The organism is Streptomyces silvisoli (assembly GCF_029269905.1).
Classification (GTDB): Bacteria; Actinomycetota; Actinomycetes; order Streptomycetales; family Streptomycetaceae; genus Streptantibioticus_A; species Streptantibioticus_A silvisoli_A.
Map to the genome: position 1 here is coordinate 28,383 of NZ_JARJBC010000008.1, position 14,841 is coordinate 43,223.

Below are 14,841 nucleotides of genomic sequence, written 5' to 3' on the forward strand. Positions count from 1 at the left end.
GACTTATGACGGACGGTAAACGGGCCGCTACGAATTGACTCTTCTGAGGCGATTCGGGCTGCGGTACGGTCACGCAGAGCATTTCTCATGGTTGTCGCACAGGTTTGGTGAGCAGGGCGGGAAACGCCGCATGACTGAAGTGGAAGCCCCTTCCCCGGTACGGGTGCTGATCGTCGACGACGAGACGCTGATCAGATCCGGGCTGGCCATGATCCTGGGCAGCGCGCCGGACATCACGGTGGTGGCCAGCTGCGAGGGGGCCCAGGCGCTCGCCGCGGTGCGCGACGAACAACCCGACGTGGTGCTGCTGGACATCCGGATGCCGGACGTGGACGGGCTCACCGTGCTGCGGCGGCTCACCGAGCTGCCCGACCCGCCGTACGTCGCGATGCTCACCACCTTCGACACCGACGAGTACCTCGGCGAGGCGCTGCGGCTCGGCGCGTCGGGATTCCTGCTCAAGGACACCGACCCGGAGATCCTGGTGCGCTCGGTGCGCGCGGTGGCCACCGGTGCGGGCTGCCTGTCCCCCTCGGTGGTGCGAAGGCTGCGCCATCCCGCCAGGGCCGGGGCGTCGTACCAGGCCAGTGAGGCCGTCAGCGCGCTGTCACCGCGCGAGCGGCAGGTACTGGCGTATGTCGGGCAGGGGCTGTCCAACGCGGAGATCGGCGCCCGGATGCACATAGCGGTGGCCACCGTGAAGGACTACGTCCGGGCCGTGCTGACCAAGTTGGGGGTGGCGAACCGGATCCAGGCCGCCGTGCTGGCGGACCGGGTGGGGCTGGTCGAGGAGCAGGAACCGTGAGGCGCCGGGCAGGCGAGGCACAGACGATGCCGTTCCTGCGGTTCCTGTGGCGTACCCACTGCCGCTGGCAGCCGCGCGCCATCGACCTCGGCCTGGTGGCGCTGGCCGGTCTGGACGCCGCACTGAACTATCCCCCACCGCGCGACTGGCACTTCTACGCGTCACTGGGCGCCGCCGCCATCCTGCTGCTTCGGCGGCGCTGGCCGCGCACCGTGCTGCTGGCCACCCTGCCCGGACTGTACGCGGGCAACGCGCTGATCGCCGCCATGGTCGCCGCCTACACCGTGGCCAGGACCGAGCGACCGGTACGGCACAAGGCGCTGACCGCGCTGGTGGTGGCCGCGGGGGCGTTCATCCCCTGGCCGATCACCGGGTTCTCCAAGGAGACGCTGAGCGACCTGGTGCAGCAGCTGATCTACGCGGTGATGCTGGGCGCCGGTCCGGTGATGCTGGGGCTGCTCGCCCAGACCAGGAAGGACCTGTCGGACCGGATCGCGGAGCTGGCGACGCTACGTGACCACGAACGGGCGCTGCACGCACAGACGGTGATAGCCAGGGAGCGGGCGCGGATCGCCCGGGAGATGCACGACGTGGTCTCGCACCAGGCGGGCCTGATCGCCGTGCAGGCGGGCGCGCTGGAGGTCACCGCGCGCGATCCGGACGTGAAGGAGGTCGCCGGAACGCTGCGCGGGCTGGCGGTGGCCACGTTGGAGGAGCTGCGCAGCATGATCCTGGTGCTGCGGGCGGCCGGGGCCGGGCCGACGGAGCTCGCGCCACAGCCCACCCTCGCCGATCTGCCCGCGCTGGTGGACGCCTCCGAGGTGGACGCCCAGCTGCGGATCGAGGGCGCGGACGGCATGCTGCTGCCCGAGCCGGTGGAGCGGGCCGCCTACCGCACGGTGCAGGAGGCGCTGACCAACGTCCGCAAGCACGCCCCCGGGGCGGCCACCACCGTGTCGGTGCGGGTCGCGCCGGAGTCGCTGCGGGTGTGCGTGCGCAACGGCCCGGCCAGCGCTCACGCGCCGCGGCCCGATCTGCCGGGCGGCGGCCACGGCATCGTGGGCCTGCGGGAGCGGGCCACGCTGCTCGGCGGCACGCTGACGGCCGGGCCGGAACCGGACGGCGGCTTCGCGGTGCGGTTGAGCCTGCCGCTGGGCTGAGCGCCGGGCCCGACACCGCGGCCAGCCCGGCGGACGGTCATCCACTGGTGATCGCCCCGGGGGCGGTGCACTCTGGAATCGACGGCCGGTCGCGGGCGCGAAGAGGAGAGCTGCCATGGCACGCTCAGTCGGTATTGACCTCGGTACGACGAACTCCGTGGTGTCCGTCCTGGAGGGTGGTGAGCCCACGGTCATCACCAACACGGAGGGGGCCCGCACCACCCCGTCGGTGGTGGCCTTCGCCAAGAGCGGCGAGGTGCTCGTCGGCGAGATCGCCAAGCGCCAGGCCATCACCAACGTGGAACGCACCGCCCGCTCGGTCAAGCGCCACGTGGGCGACCCGAACTGGCGCTTCCCGGAGACCGGGGACATCGACGGCAAGCGCTACACCGCCCAGGAGATCTCCGCCCGGGTGCTGCAGAAGCTCAAGCGCGACGCGGAGGCGTACCTGGGCGAGGACGTCACGGACGCCGTGATCACCGTGCCCGCCTACTTCAACGACGCGCAGCGCACCGCCACCAAGGAGGCGGGCGAGATCGCCGGGCTGCGGGTGCTGCGGATCATCAACGAGCCGACCTCCGCCGCCCTCGCCTACGGCCTGGACAAGGAGAACGACCAGACCATCCTCGTCTTCGACCTGGGCGGCGGCACCTTCGACGTGTCGCTGCTGGAGATCGGCGAGGGCGTGGTCGAGGTGAAGGCCACCCACGGCGACACCCATCTGGGCGGTGACGACTGGGACGAGCGGATCGTGGAGCACCTGGTCAAGCAGTTCAAGAACGCCCACGGGGTGGACCTGTCCAAGGACAAGATGGCGGTGCAGCGGCTGCGCGAGGCCGCCGAGCGGGCCAAGATCGAGCTGTCCTCGTCCACCGAGACCTCGATCAACCTGCCGTACATCACGGCGTCCGCCGAGGGCCCGCTGCACCTGGACGAGAAGCTGACGAGGGCGCAGTTCCAGCAGCTCACCGCAGACCTGCTGGAGCGCTGCAAGGAGCCGTTCCACGCCGCGGTCAAGGACGCGCGGATCAAGGTCTCCGATCTGAACCATGTGATCCTGGTCGGCGGTTCGACCCGGATGCCCGCGGTGACCGACCTGGTCAAGGAGTTGACCGGCAAGGAGCCGCACAAGGGCGTCAACCCGGACGAGGTCGTGGCGATCGGCGCCAGCCTCCAGGCCGGTGTGCTCAAGGGTGAGGTCAAGGACGTCCTGCTGCTGGACGTCACGCCGCTGTCGCTCGGTATCGAGACCAAGGGCGGCATCATGACCAAGCTGATCGAGCGCAACACCACGATCCCGACGAAGCGTTCGGAGATCTTCACCACGGCCGAGGACAACCAGCCGTCGGTGCAGATCCAGGTCTTCCAGGGTGAGCGTGAGATCGCCGCGTACAACAAGAAGCTCGGCATGTTCGAGCTGACCGGTCTGCCCCCGGCGCCGCGCGGCGTACCGCAGATCGAGGTCACCTTCGACATCGACGCCAACGGCATCATGCACGTCTCCGCCAAGGACCTGGGGACGGGACGCGAACAGCGGATGACGGTCACCGGTGGCTCCGCGCTGCCGAAGGACGACATCGACCGCATGATGCGCGAGGCCGAGCAGTACGCGGAGGAGGACCACAAGCGCCGCGAGGCGGCCGAGACCCGCAACCAGGCCGAGCAGCTCGTCTACCAGACCGAGAAGTTCCTCAAGGACAACGAGGAAAAGGTCCCGGGCGAGGTCAAGACCGAGGTCGAGACCGCCGTCGGTGAGCTGAAGGAGAAGCTCAAGGGCGAGGACGTCGCCGAGATCCGCACCGCCACCGAGAAGCTGGCCACCACCAGCCAGAAGCTGGGCCAGGCGATGTACGCCGCGGCGGGCGAGGGCACCGGAGCCACCACCGGCGGCGACACCGGCGCCTCGGGCGAATCCGGCGGCAAACCGGAGGACGAGGTAGTGGACGCCGAGATCGTCGACGAGGACAAGCCCAAGGGAGGCACCGGATGACCCACCCCACCGGCTCCCCGCCCGGGACGCGGCTACCGGTACCGGTGTCCGCCCCGTACGACCCGCGCGCCCACCCGACCGACCCGGTGCTGCGCCTGCGGCCCCCGTCCAGCACGGCGACGCAGACCGGACCCGGCCAGCTCGGCACCCAACTGGCCGAGCGCACCGCGGACTTGCAGCGGGTGAAGGCGGAGTACGACAACTACCGCAAGCGGGTGCGGCGCGACCGGCTGGCGGTGCGCGAGATCGCGGTCGCCAACGTGGTGCGCGAGTTGCTGCCGGTGCTGGACACCGTGACGCAGGTGCGGCGTCACGGCGACATGACCGACGGGTTCGTCGCGGTCAGCGACGCGTTGGAGACGCATCTGGCCGCGCTCGGCCTGCGGTCGTTCGGCGAGCCCGGGGAGGCGTTCGATCCCACCGTGCATGAGGCGCTGTCGCAGTCCCGCTCTGCCGACGTCGACCGTCCGACCTGCGCGCAGGTGCTGCGGCCTGGGTACCGGCTGGGCGATCAGCTGCTGAGCCCGGCGTTGGTGATCGTGGCGGCGCCGTCGGAGCCCGGCTGAGGTTGGTTCGGCACCGCATGCATCCGCCGGGCGGGTTGCTTGCCCTCGCGGCGGGATGACGTTCCTGGGACAAGCCCCCGGAACCCCTGAACCCCGCTCAGCGTGCCAGTGCCCGGGGGCTGCGTACGGTGTCGCCGCCCGGCACCGGGGCTGAGGGGTCGGCGCCCAGCTCCACGATGCGGTTGCGCTCGTCCACGTGCACCACGCGCGGCCGCAGCGTCCTGGCCTCGGCGTCGTCCACCTGCGCGTAGCTGATCAGGATGACCAGGTCGCCGGGGTGCACCAGATGCGCCGCCGCACCGTTGATGCCGATGACGCCGGAGCCCCGCTCGCCCTCGATGACGTAGGTCTCGAGCCGGGAGCCGTTGGTGATGTCGACAATGTGGACAAGCTCGCCCGGCAGCAGGTCGGCGGCCTCCATCAGCTCGGCGTCGACCGTCACCGATCCCACGTAGTGCAGGTCGGCTTCGGTCACCGTGGCACGGTGGATCTTGGACTTGAACATGGTACGCAACATCGGTGCACTCCTACAGGCAGGCTCCCTGCCTGCCTTTTTGCAGGTCAAGGGCCGTTTCCACATCTTACAGCCAGTCGCGTGTCCAGGCAGCGTTCCCCGGGTTCTACCGGACTCATGCTGACCCAATGCCGACTTCCCTGACGCGACATCAGGCATCGACGGGGGCGGATATCCCGTTGTGGGGACCAAGAGCACGGCCATAAGGTCCCGGCATGTCCCTACGTGTTCGTATGCGTCAAGCCCTCCCGGAAGCGATGCGCGCCCGCGACAAGGCCGCCGTGAGCGCACTGCGCTCAACGCTCGCCGCACTGGACAACGCGGAGGCCGTGCCGGTGGACGAAGCCGAGACGCGGGGCCTGGCCCTCGAACAGTCACCGGTCGGTGTCGGCGCCACCGAGGCCGCGCGACGTGAGCTGAGCGAGTGCAACGTGGCGGATATCGTGCGAGCCGAGGCCACCGAACGACTCGAAGCCGCAGCGCAGTTGACCGCACCCGCTCACGCTGACCGAGTCGCGCAGCTCCGTGCAGAGGCCGCTGTACTGCATCGCTTCCTCGACGGCCACGGCACCCCGTAACGATCGGCATCGAAAAGTGGGAGCCACCCCTGTCAGGGGACACCGGGTATCCGGTGACATCGGGCGGTGCCGGGATGAGGCCGGGTGAGACGCGGCACGGCTGTCCGCCGACGTGGCATCGATTAACGACAAGCCTCCGCGTGGCCTGCGCGTCCGCGTCGCCGACCACGTCACCGCCTTCGCCTGAGCTCGCGCGTCTTCATGCCAGCACGGTGATCACGCCGGGTCGCCGCTTACAGCTCGGCTGACGTCCTTACTCGTGAACAAAGCCACCGGCACGAGCGCGTAAGCGCCGCCCTCTCGTGCGAGACCACGGTCTCGCACAGACCGCACAACTCGGGCTGGAGCACGCTTGGTTCGCTGTTGTCCGCCACCTGTCCCGTCACGCCACTTGCCGAGTGCGTCGCTCCCGTGAACGAAGAGGCGGCCCCTCGTCCCGAGGTACGTGCCTGCGCACCCGTGGTACCGAGCGGGGCGAGGGTGCCCCGCGCCGTCAGGACGGGCGGTGCGCACCGCCCGCGTGGGCGGTGGCGCCCCGGCGGCGGGTGGCCCGGTGCTGGCCGCTGGCGCCACGCTGCCTGCGGTGCCGGCCGCGCACGCGACGACGGGTGGCGCTGCGGCTGGTGGCCGCGGCGGCCGCCATGGCGCCGACCGACAGCATGATGGAGAAGCCGATCATCGCGGGCTGCAACCTGACGTGCTGGATGACCATGCTGAACGCGATCGAGGGCGCGCCCATGCCGATGTAGGAGATGACGAAGAACATCGCCAGCACACCGGCGCGGGACGTGGGGGCGGCGGCCATGGCGACCTGGCTGACCGCGCCCTTGAACAGCAGCCCCGCGCCCGCGCCCGCGATCCCGGCCGCCACCAGGAACAGCGTCAGCGTCGGGTGGTAGAGGGAGACCGCGGTCAGTGCCATACCGCCCGGGAAGAGCACCACGCCGATCTTCATCAGCCGGACCAACGGCAGTGTGCCCAGCGCCAGTTGGGCGATCGCGGAGGCGGCGAACATGGTGAACGGCGCGACGCCCGCGATGGCGTGCGAGGTGATGTGCAGCTGGCCGCGGATGATGATCGCGCCGAGCGAGGAGAACAGGCCCAGCGCCGCGAAGGCGAAGAACCCCACCACGGAGGCGGCGGCGAACGCCGGACCGGCACCGGGCCGCAGCGCGAAGCGGACCGGCTGCTGCTGTGCGGGCAGTTCCAGGTCGACGGTCTCCGGGGTGCTCAACACCAGGACCAGGAAGACCAGCATGGCGACCGCCCACAGCGCGTACGGGGTGATCAGCGGTGCCGGGGCCCACTCCGCCAGCAGCCCGGCTATCAGCGGTCCGAGCGCCAGGCCGCCGAGGTTCGCGGCGGCGGCCACCAGGCCGGGCACCGGTGAACCCTCACGGTCCGGATGGGCCTCGTGGTACAGGTCGGCCAGATATGTGGTGGCGGTGGAGGCCATCAGGCCCACCGCCACACCGGTCAGCGTGCGGCCGACGATCAGGCCGGGCAGCGCGGGCCAGGCGAGCAGGATCACCGACGCGAAGGTGGCCACCAGCAGTGCGGGCACCACGATGCGGCGTCTGCCGAAACGATCCGACAGATGCCCCAGGGTCAGGAAGCTCGCCGCCGCACCGACCACCATCACCGCGAACGCCACCGTGACGACGGTCGGACCGAAGTGGTCGCGCGCCTGGTACAGCGGCCACAGCGGAGTCGGCAGGGTGCCGAAGGCCATCAGCACCATGAACGCCATCGCCACGAACCAGAACCCGGTGCCGTGCGAAGCCCGGGAGGTTCGCGGAGGCTTCATGGCCGGAGCACCGCGGTCCTCGGTGGCTGGCTCGTACTGGTAGGCCACTGGTTCGGTCGTGGTCACTTCTGTCGTCTCCCGTTCTCCGTGACGGCCGTCGTGCTGTTCGGGCCGTACATACGAGTCAACAGGCCGGTTCCCACTACCTGTTTCAACTCAGGGAGATGGGGATCGCATATTTTCCATCTCTGCCAGAGATAATGGCGTGATGGAGCTCCGGCATCTGCGCCACTTCGTGGCCCTCGCGGAAGAACGCAACTTCACCCGGGCCGCCGCCCGCGAACTCATCGTCCAGTCCGGACTGTCCTCCTCCGTACGCGCGTTGGAGAAGGCCCTGGGCACGGTGCTGTTCGTCCGCGGCACCCGCCCGGTACGGCTCACCGCGGAGGGCGAGGCGCTGCTGCCCGCCGCCCGGCACGCGCTGGAGGCCGCAGAGGCGGCCCGCCAGGTGGTGCACGACGTCAAGGGCGTGCTGACCGGTCAGCTGCGTATCGGCGCGTTGCAGACCAGTCAGCATCTGGTGCCGCTGGCCCGCTGGCTGGCCGAATTCGCCCGCGCCCACCCGGGGTTGGACATCACCCTCCAGCAACTGGCCGCGTTGCCCATGCTCCAGATGGTCGCCGAGGGCGAACTCGACTGCGCCCTGGTGTCCGCGGTGCCCGGCCACACCGCCGACCTGCGGGTCATCCCGCTGGCCGCCGAACCGCTGCTGCTGGCCTGCCGGTCCGACCATCCGCTCGCCGACGCCGAGTCGCTCACCCTGGACATGCTGGACGGCGAACGGTTCGTGGAGACCCGCCCGGAGTGGGCCAACCGGGTCCAGGTGGACGCCGCGTTCACCGCCGCCGGGCTCACCCGCCGGATCACCTGTGAGGTCACCGAGTGGGCCATGGTCCTCGACCTGGTGTCCGCGGGCCTCGGAATCGCCTTCGTGCCCAAGGGAGTTGACCCCGGCGTCGGTCCCGGTTCCGCGGACGGCGGACTACGGCTGATCCCGGTCACCGGCGTGCACCTGGAACGCCGCGTTGACCTGGTGCTTCCCAAGGGCCACGCGGCCAGCCCGGGAGCCCGCCGGTTCGCCGAACACATACGTCGAATGCGTACCGCGCGCTGACCTCGGCTGACCAAGCTGACCGTGCTGACCCCCGCTGACTCTTCAGTTCCCGACGTTCCGCCGCGTTCCATGGAGCGCACACCGGTTCACCACCGTGTCTGCACTCTTCCGGGTCGCCGCGCGACCGGAATCGCCGTGAGCCCGCCCCTGCCGATTTCCGGCACCGGCCCTTTTCTGCCGGGCGGGCGTGAATCAGAGGGATCAGAAAATGAACAAGAACTACGTGGTGCCCTGGGGCAAGCGGGGCAGTGTGCTGGCCGCCCCGGAGATATCCGTACTGACCGAACTGGTCGAGGGCGGGCAACCGTTGTCGATGGGAACATGGCGGGACCGTTTCGAGCGCGCCTTCGCCGATCTGGTGGGCAGTCGGCACGCCATCTCGGTCACCAGTGGAACCGTCGCACTGGAATTGGCGATCGAAATGCTGGACCTCCAGGCGGGCGACGAGGTGATCGCCACCCCGCAGACCTACCAGGCCACCGTGCAGCCGCTGTTGGACTACGGGGTGCGGGTTCGGTTCTGCGACATCGAGCCGGGCACGCTCAACCTGGATCCGGCGGCGCTGGAATCGCTGATCACTGCCCGCACCAGGGCGGTGCTGCTGGTGCACTACGGCGGCTGCCCGGCCGAGATGGACCAGATCATGTCCGTCGCCCGGCGGCACGGCATCACCGTGCTGGAGGACTGCGCGCACGCGCAGGGCGCCAAGTACCGTGGCCGCAGGCCCGGTTCGCTGGCCGACATCGCGACGTTCAGCTTCCAGAACGCCAAGAACATCACCACCCTCGGCGAGGGCGGGATGATCACCTTCGACCGCGACGACTGGGCGGAGCGCCTTGACCGGCTGCGCTCCAACGAGGTGGACGCGGAGATCGACCAGCAGTACTGGACCGGGGTGGACGAGCCGGTGGTGCTGCCCTGGATGAAGTACTCCGCCTCCGTCTACACCGACAGGGTGCGCCGGCTGCGCCGCGCCGGCACCAACGCCACCATGTCCGAGGCGGCCGCCGCCGTCGGACTGGTGCAGCTCGACCGGCTTGAGGAGGTGGAGCGGGCGCGCCGGTCGATCGCCGCGCGGATCGACGAGGTGCTCGGCGGCTACTCGTTCGTGACCCCGCAGTCCGCCCCCGCGCACAGCGAGCACTCGTACCACCTGTACACCTGCTTCGCGCAGACCCAGGAGCTGCGCGACCAGTTGCTGCTGTCGCTGGACAGGCGCGGGGTGCAGATCGAGCTGCGCTACTTTCCGCAGCACCTGCTGCCCGAATGGCGGCACCAGGGGCACGGTCCCGGTGAGTGCCCGGTGGCCGAACGACTCTGGTTCGAGCAGCACCTGAACCTGCCCTGCCACCCTGGGCTGACCGGCTCCCAGGTGGACTACCTGGCCGACGCGTTGGACCACTCACTGGCCGAGCTGAACGGCTCCCCGTCGCCCCGCTTCAGCGTGGCGTGACCGGGCTGACCGGCGCTGACCAAGCTGACCGGACCAACCTGACCAAGCTAACCGGCAAAACACCTTCCGGGCCGCCCGCTCGGCCGGGCAGCATTTCAACCGAAGCGGACCGCGGCCACCAGCCGCCCGCATTCCAGCGGTGATTAGCCGGGCCGCCATCCCGCCCCTCCCCTTCGATGGGAAATCGATGCCGTTCATCTCCGTGCGCATTCTTGAGAAGCGCCTCAATCCGGAATCCGAGCAGAAGCTGATCGCCAGCCTCACCGACGCGGTGGTGGAGACCTTCGGCGCAGAGGTCCGCGAGCATGTGTGGATCACGCTGGAGCCAACTCCGGAACACCGGTGGGGAATCGCCGGAAAACCGGTCGGGCAACCGCCGAACGACCCCGCGTAGTCGCGCCCGCGACCAACGTGACGCCACCGCAGGTCCATGAGAAAGGGAAATCGTGGAATTCGGGCTCAACTTCTTTCCGGTCTTCGCTCCGGAGCGCAAGACCGCGGCCGAGTACTACCGGGAGGTACTGGACCTGTCGGTGCTCGCCGAGCGGCACGGCTTCGAGCACGTGCAGACCGTGGAGCACTACGGCTCCCCGTACGGCGGCTACAGCCCCGACCCGGTGACGCTGCTGACCGCCATCGCCGCGCGGACCGAGCGGATCCGCATCACCACCGGCGCGGTGATCCCGGCGTTCACGCACCCGCTGAAGCTCGCGGGCAAGCTGGCGATGCTGGACAACCTGTGCGGCGGGCGGCTCGACGTCGGCTTCGGCCGCGGCTTCCTGCCCGACGAGTTCGACTGGTTCGGCATTCCGATAGACGAGAGCCGCAGGCGGTTCACCGAGGGCGTGGAGGCCTGCCGTCGGCTGTGGTCGGAGGAGAACGTCACCTGGGAAGGGGAGTTCTACCGCTTCGGCCCGATCACCCTGCTGCCGCGCCCGGTGCAGAACCCGCACCCGCCGATCTTCGTGGCCTCCGCGTCCAGCCCGGAGTCCTGCGCCCAGGCCGGGACCGACGGATACCACCTGCAGATCGTGCCATCGATCGTCAGCCACGAGGTCATGCTGGAGATGCTGGACTCCTACCGCCGGTCCTGGGCCGCGGCGGGACGCCCGGCGGGCGCCGGGCGGGTCCAGGTCAAGTACACCTGCTACCTGTCGGAGGACCGGGCGCAGGCGCTGGAGTGGGGCGAGCGGTTCGAGAACAACTACATCGACCTGATGACAGGCGCGATCGCCTCCTGGGCGGCCACCACCTCGGCGGACTACAAGGGCTACGAGAAACTGATCGACAAGGTCCGCACCTATGACTTCACCAAGTCGCTGAACGACCACAAGGTGCTGGCCGGAACCCCGGCGGAGGTCACCGAGCAACTGACCGCCATCAGGGGCTGGTTCGGTGACGACATCACCGTCAGCCTGCAACTGAACCCGGGCTACATGCCGTACGAGGACAGCAGGCGCGCGCTGGAGCTGTTCGCCGACCACGTGGCGCCGCACTTCGGGAACGCGGATGTCTGAGCCGGCGGCGGACGTCGCGGTCGTCGGCCTCGGCGCCTGGGGGTCCTCCGCGCTGTGGCAGCTGGCCAGGCGCGGGGTGCGGGTCCTCGGCATCGAGCGCTACGGCCGCGGGCACTCGCTCGGGGCGTCGCACGGCGGCAGCCGGATGTTCCGGGTCACCTGCCTGGAACACAGCGGTCTGGTTCCGCTCGCCCGCCGGTCCCTCGACCTGTGGCGGCATCTGGAACGCGAGTCGGGGCAGCGGCTGTTGCTGGACTGCGGCGGGCTGTTGATCGGCGCCCCGGACAGCCAGGTGGTGGCCGGAACGCTGGCCGCCGCCCGGCAGCACGCCATCGAGGTGGCCGTGCTGGGCCGGGACGAGCTGGTCCGCCGCTATCCGCAGCACGCCGGTCTGGCACCGGGGGACATCGGGGTGTGGGAGCCGTCGGCCAAGCTGATCCGCCCGGAGGCGGCGGTCCGCGCGGCGCTGGACCTCGCCGAGGCCGCGGGCGCCACGGTGTTCACCGACACCCGGGTCACCGGAATCGAGCCGGACCCCGAGGGTGTGTGGCTGCACACCCCCACCCGCAGTCTGCGGGTGGGGCGGGTGGTCGTCACCGTCGGATCATGGCTGCCGTCCCTGGTGCCTGTGCCCGCGCTGCGGGTGGCGCGTATGCCGGTGACCTGGTTCCGGCCGCTGCCCGGCGCGCTGCCGTACGCCCTGGAGCAGTTCCCGGTGTTCATGCGGCAGATCGGGGAGAACACCGTGCTGTGGGGCTGCGGTTCCGAGGGGCCCTACGACATCAAGCTGGGGCTTGAGCAGTTCGGCGGCACGGCGGTCGCCCTCGATCCGGACAGCAGCGACCGCTCGGTCGACTCGGCGGACTGGAACGAGCTGTGCGGGTACCTGCCTACCTTCCTGCCGGGGCTTGAGGCAGCACCGTCGCGGGTCGCGGTGTGCATGCTCACCCTCTCCCCCGACGGCCAGTTCGTGGTCGGCGCGCTGCCGCACGCCCCCAATGTGATCGTGGCGGGCGGTGACAACGCGCACGGTTTCAAGCACGCCACCGGTCTTGGTGAGGCGCTGGCCGACCTGGCGGTGGGCGCGTCGCCGCGGGTCGACCTGTCCTTCACCGATGTCAAGCGCTACTTGTGAAGGGAGGGGCCGGTGACACTCGACATCACCGGTATGGGGGCGGTCGCCGCCGTCGGGTCCACCCCGGAGGAGATCCACCACCGGTTGTGCCAGGGCCGGTTGGGGCTGGCCGAGGTGACGGCGTTCGACACCAGCGGCTTCCGGCAGAAGCACGCGTATCCGATCACCGACCAGCCGCCGGGCTCCGACGTGCCCATGCGGGCCAGCGGATTCCTGCACGCCGCGGTGCGCCAGGCGCTGGCCGACGCGGGGATCGCCGACCGTGCCGCGTCCTGCCCGGTGCTGGTGGGCACAACCCACCGGGAACAGCGCTCGGTTGAGCTGTGGTGGCGGGAGAGGCACCCGGTGCGCTTCCCTGACCTCAACTTCGACGCCGGGCTGCGCGCGGAGTTCGGGTTCACCGACACCCACACCTTCGCCAACGCGTGCTCGGCCTCGCTGACGATGCTCGGGATGGCACAGGACCTCATCGAGCACGGGCTGGCGGACACCGTCGTCGTGGCGGGAACGGATGTGATGACGGAGAGCACCTTCGGTGCCTTCGACCGGATCCAGAACGTCCCCGACCAGGTCCGGCCCTTCGACGGTTCCCGCAGGGGAATGATGATGGGCGAGGGCGCCGTCGCGGTGGTGCTGGAGCGCCCGGGCGGGGACCGCGGCCGGGCACGTGCCAGGCTGCGCGGCGTCGGCGTCAACTGCGACGCCGCCCATGCCACCGCCCCGGACGCCGCCAGTGTCGAGGCCGCCGTCCAACAGGCCCACCAGCGTGCCGGGATCACCGCTGACGAGGTCGGCCTGGTGATGCTGCACGGCACCGGGACCGTGCTGAACGACCAGGCCGAGGCGGCCGTGTTGCACTCGGTCTTCGGCCGGGTGGCGAGGCAGCCGATGGTGACCGGGATCAAGTCGATGACCGGCCACACCCTGGGCGGCTCCGGGCTGCTCAGCCTGATCGTGGCCGCGCAGTCGATGCGCCACGGCCTGGTGCCACCCACCGCCGGACTCGACGAGCTGATGCCGGAGGCCGAGGGCCTGGACCTGGTGTACGGCGAGGCCAGGGCGACCGACGTGGCGCTGGCCCAGGTCCACTCGATCGGCATGGGCGGGCTCAACGCGATCGCGATCGTCGAAGGGGTCACATCATGACAGTGGAGCGACGCTCCTCGTTCGAGGGCGGTGGCGGGCGACGGGCGGGCATGACAACAGCGGAGCGAAGCTCCCCGTTCGAGGGCGGTGGCGGAGGGCGGACCGCGTGGATCACCGGTGTCGGGCTGGCGGTTGACGGACTGCGCGGCGCCGCCGACCTGCTGGCGGAGTACACCCGCCACCCGGACGGCTTCGATCCGCGAACCGCCCTGACCGGCAGGGAGATGCGGCACCGCGACCGAGCCTCCCGGCTGGCCCTGCGCTCGGCGGGCGCCGCGCTGCGCGACGCCGGGCTGCTGTCCGACGACGGCGGTTATCACGGACCGGCGCGGCGCACCGCGGTGGTGGTCAGCAGCAACCTGGGCAACCTCGACACGGTCTGCTCCTTCCTCGACACCATCGACCAGGAGACCTCCAAGGGCCTGAAGGCCACCGGGTTGCCGCACACCTCAAGCAACTCAATCGCCGGTTGGGTGGCCATCGGCTACGGCCTCACCGGCCCCAACCTGACGCTGTGCAACGGCCCCAGCAGCGGCCTGGACGCCCTGCACTGGGCGCGGATCCTGCTCGTCACCGGCCGCGCCGACCTGGTGCTGGTCACAGGTGTGGAGCCGGACAACGAGTACACCGCGCGGCTGCTCGCCGACGAGGGCGAGCGACGCTGGCCGGACAGCGCGGCGTCGGTGGTGGTGGAGGCCGCCGAGCATGCCGACTCCCGTGGCGCACGGGCGCGTTCGGTGCTGCACGGCTACGCCAGGGCGGCGGACGTGGGAGCGGCGATGACGGCCGCGGCCGAGGGCGGCGGACCGCTCGGGCTGCTGGCCGCCGAGCACTCGGCACTGGACGCGCTGCCCGGCGCGGCCACGGCACCGGCGGTGACGGATCTGTCCCGGTGGGCCGGGCGGCAGTCCGGTGCGCTGGGTGTGCTGCAAGCCGCCGCGGCCGTCGCCCACTTCGACCGGGGCGCGGACGGCGCGGTGCTCGCGGCGTCCTGCCGACTGCCCGGCGGCACCGCGGCGGCGTTGCTGTGCGCGGCCCCGACCTCGTAACGAGACA

Annotated in this window: 14 protein-coding genes; 12 read left to right on the forward strand and 2 right to left on the reverse strand. The window is 70.5% G+C overall.

All coding sequences use genetic code 11. The features are described 5' to 3' along the window. Positions 1-130: 130 nt before the first annotated feature. The 4 genes from P3G67_RS14790 to grpE all read left to right on the forward strand — a co-directional run bounded on the left by P3G67_RS14790 (position 131) and on the right by grpE (position 4,521). Positions 131-805 (forward strand): response regulator, encoded by a 675-nt coding sequence (locus P3G67_RS14790; protein WP_276093903.1) that lies wholly within the window; start codon positions 131-133, stop codon positions 803-805. Next, complete coding sequence (locus P3G67_RS14795; protein WP_276093904.1) at positions 802-1,965, forward strand: sensor histidine kinase; 1,164 nt, start codon at positions 802-804, stop codon at positions 1,963-1,965. The genes P3G67_RS14790 and P3G67_RS14795 overlap by 4 nt, the downstream gene beginning before the upstream one ends. 115 nt (positions 1,966-2,080) lie before the next feature. Beyond that, entirely contained in the window at positions 2,081-3,955 is a 1,875-nt protein-coding gene (gene dnaK, locus P3G67_RS14800) for a molecular chaperone DnaK (protein WP_276093905.1), read from the forward strand. After that, entirely contained in the window at positions 3,952-4,521 is a 570-nt protein-coding gene (gene grpE, locus P3G67_RS14805; RefSeq protein ID WP_276093906.1) for a nucleotide exchange factor GrpE, read from the forward strand. The genes dnaK and grpE overlap by 4 nt, the downstream gene beginning before the upstream one ends. A 97-nt stretch (positions 4,522-4,618) precedes the next feature. Here the strand turns inward: grpE and panD are convergent, their stop codons facing one another. Next, on the reverse strand, positions 4,619-5,038 hold the full coding sequence (gene panD / locus P3G67_RS14810) for an aspartate 1-decarboxylase (protein ID WP_276093907.1): 420 nt from the start codon (positions 5,036-5,038) through the stop codon (positions 4,619-4,621). 254 nt (positions 5,039-5,292) lie between these two features. On the opposite strand from panD, the gene P3G67_RS14815 reads away from it, so the two are divergent. Further along, positions 5,293-5,613 carry a hypothetical protein gene (locus P3G67_RS14815; protein ID WP_276094097.1) on the forward strand — a complete coding sequence of 107 codons (321 nt, stop codon included), beginning with the start codon at positions 5,293-5,295 and terminating at the stop codon, positions 5,611-5,613. 493 nt (positions 5,614-6,106) lie between these two features. On the opposite strand, the gene P3G67_RS14820 is transcribed toward P3G67_RS14815, so the two are convergent. Then, positions 6,107-7,486, reverse strand: a complete 1,380-nt coding sequence (locus tag P3G67_RS14820; RefSeq protein WP_276093908.1) for an MFS transporter — start codon at positions 7,484-7,486, stop codon at positions 6,107-6,109. A 142-nt stretch (positions 7,487-7,628) separates the two neighbouring features. Between P3G67_RS14820 and P3G67_RS14825 the strand changes: the two genes are divergently transcribed. The 7 genes from P3G67_RS14825 (at position 7,629) to P3G67_RS14855 (ending at position 14,834) form a co-directional block, all read left to right on the forward strand. Next, positions 7,629-8,534: a LysR family transcriptional regulator gene (locus tag P3G67_RS14825; protein ID WP_276093909.1), complete on the forward strand. Its 906-nt coding sequence runs from the start codon at positions 7,629-7,631 to the stop codon at positions 8,532-8,534. 208 nt (positions 8,535-8,742) lie between these two features. Further along, a complete protein-coding gene (locus P3G67_RS14830) occupies positions 8,743-9,987 on the forward strand; it encodes a DegT/DnrJ/EryC1/StrS family aminotransferase (RefSeq protein ID WP_276093910.1) in 1,245 nt (414 codons plus the stop codon). 187 nt (positions 9,988-10,174) lie between these two features. Next, on the forward strand, positions 10,175-10,381 hold the full coding sequence (locus P3G67_RS14835) for a tautomerase family protein (protein ID WP_276093911.1): 207 nt from the start codon (positions 10,175-10,177) through the stop codon (positions 10,379-10,381). 52 nt (positions 10,382-10,433) lie between these two features. Beyond that, positions 10,434-11,504 carry an LLM class flavin-dependent oxidoreductase gene (locus P3G67_RS14840; RefSeq protein ID WP_276093912.1) on the forward strand — a complete coding sequence of 357 codons (1,071 nt, stop codon included), beginning with the start codon at positions 10,434-10,436 and terminating at the stop codon, positions 11,502-11,504. Then, positions 11,497-12,639 carry an N-methyl-L-tryptophan oxidase gene (gene solA, locus P3G67_RS14845; protein ID WP_276093913.1) on the forward strand — a complete coding sequence of 381 codons (1,143 nt, stop codon included), beginning with the start codon at positions 11,497-11,499 and terminating at the stop codon, positions 12,637-12,639. Before P3G67_RS14840 ends, solA begins: the two co-directional genes overlap by 8 nt. Before the next feature lie 12 nt (positions 12,640-12,651). After that, complete coding sequence (locus P3G67_RS14850) at positions 12,652-13,785, forward strand: beta-ketoacyl-[acyl-carrier-protein] synthase family protein (RefSeq protein WP_276093914.1); 1,134 nt, start codon at positions 12,652-12,654, stop codon at positions 13,783-13,785. Then, the gene (locus tag P3G67_RS14855; RefSeq protein WP_269857487.1) at positions 13,782-14,834 is read left to right on the forward strand and encodes a beta-ketoacyl synthase N-terminal-like domain-containing protein; all 1,053 of its coding nucleotides are present in this window, start codon (positions 13,782-13,784) and stop codon (positions 14,832-14,834) included. Before P3G67_RS14850 ends, P3G67_RS14855 begins: the two co-directional genes overlap by 4 nt. The last annotated feature ends 7 nt before the right edge of the window (positions 14,835-14,841 follow it).

Coding starts and splice junctions, on each gene's coding strand:
- P3G67_RS14790 (WP_276093903.1), top strand. CDS start 131: ATGACTGAAGTGGAAGCCCCTTCCCCGGTACGGGTGCTGATCGTCGAC.
- dnaK (WP_276093905.1), top strand. CDS start 2,081: ATGGCACGCTCAGTCGGTATTGACCTCGGTACGACGAACTCCGTGGTG.
- grpE (WP_276093906.1), top strand. CDS start 3,952: ATGACCCACCCCACCGGCTCCCCGCCCGGGACGCGGCTACCGGTACCG.
- panD (WP_276093907.1), bottom strand. CDS start 5,038: ATGTTGCGTACCATGTTCAAGTCCAAGATCCACCGTGCCACGGTGACC.
- P3G67_RS14815 (WP_276094097.1), top strand. CDS start 5,293: ATGCGCGCCCGCGACAAGGCCGCCGTGAGCGCACTGCGCTCAACGCTC.
- P3G67_RS14825 (WP_276093909.1), top strand. CDS start 7,629: ATGGAGCTCCGGCATCTGCGCCACTTCGTGGCCCTCGCGGAAGAACGC.
- P3G67_RS14830 (WP_276093910.1), top strand. CDS start 8,743: ATGAACAAGAACTACGTGGTGCCCTGGGGCAAGCGGGGCAGTGTGCTG.
- P3G67_RS14835 (WP_276093911.1), top strand. CDS start 10,175: ATGCCGTTCATCTCCGTGCGCATTCTTGAGAAGCGCCTCAATCCGGAA.
- solA (WP_276093913.1), top strand. CDS start 11,497: ATGTCTGAGCCGGCGGCGGACGTCGCGGTCGTCGGCCTCGGCGCCTGG.
- P3G67_RS14855 (WP_269857487.1), top strand. CDS start 13,782: ATGACAGTGGAGCGACGCTCCTCGTTCGAGGGCGGTGGCGGGCGACGG.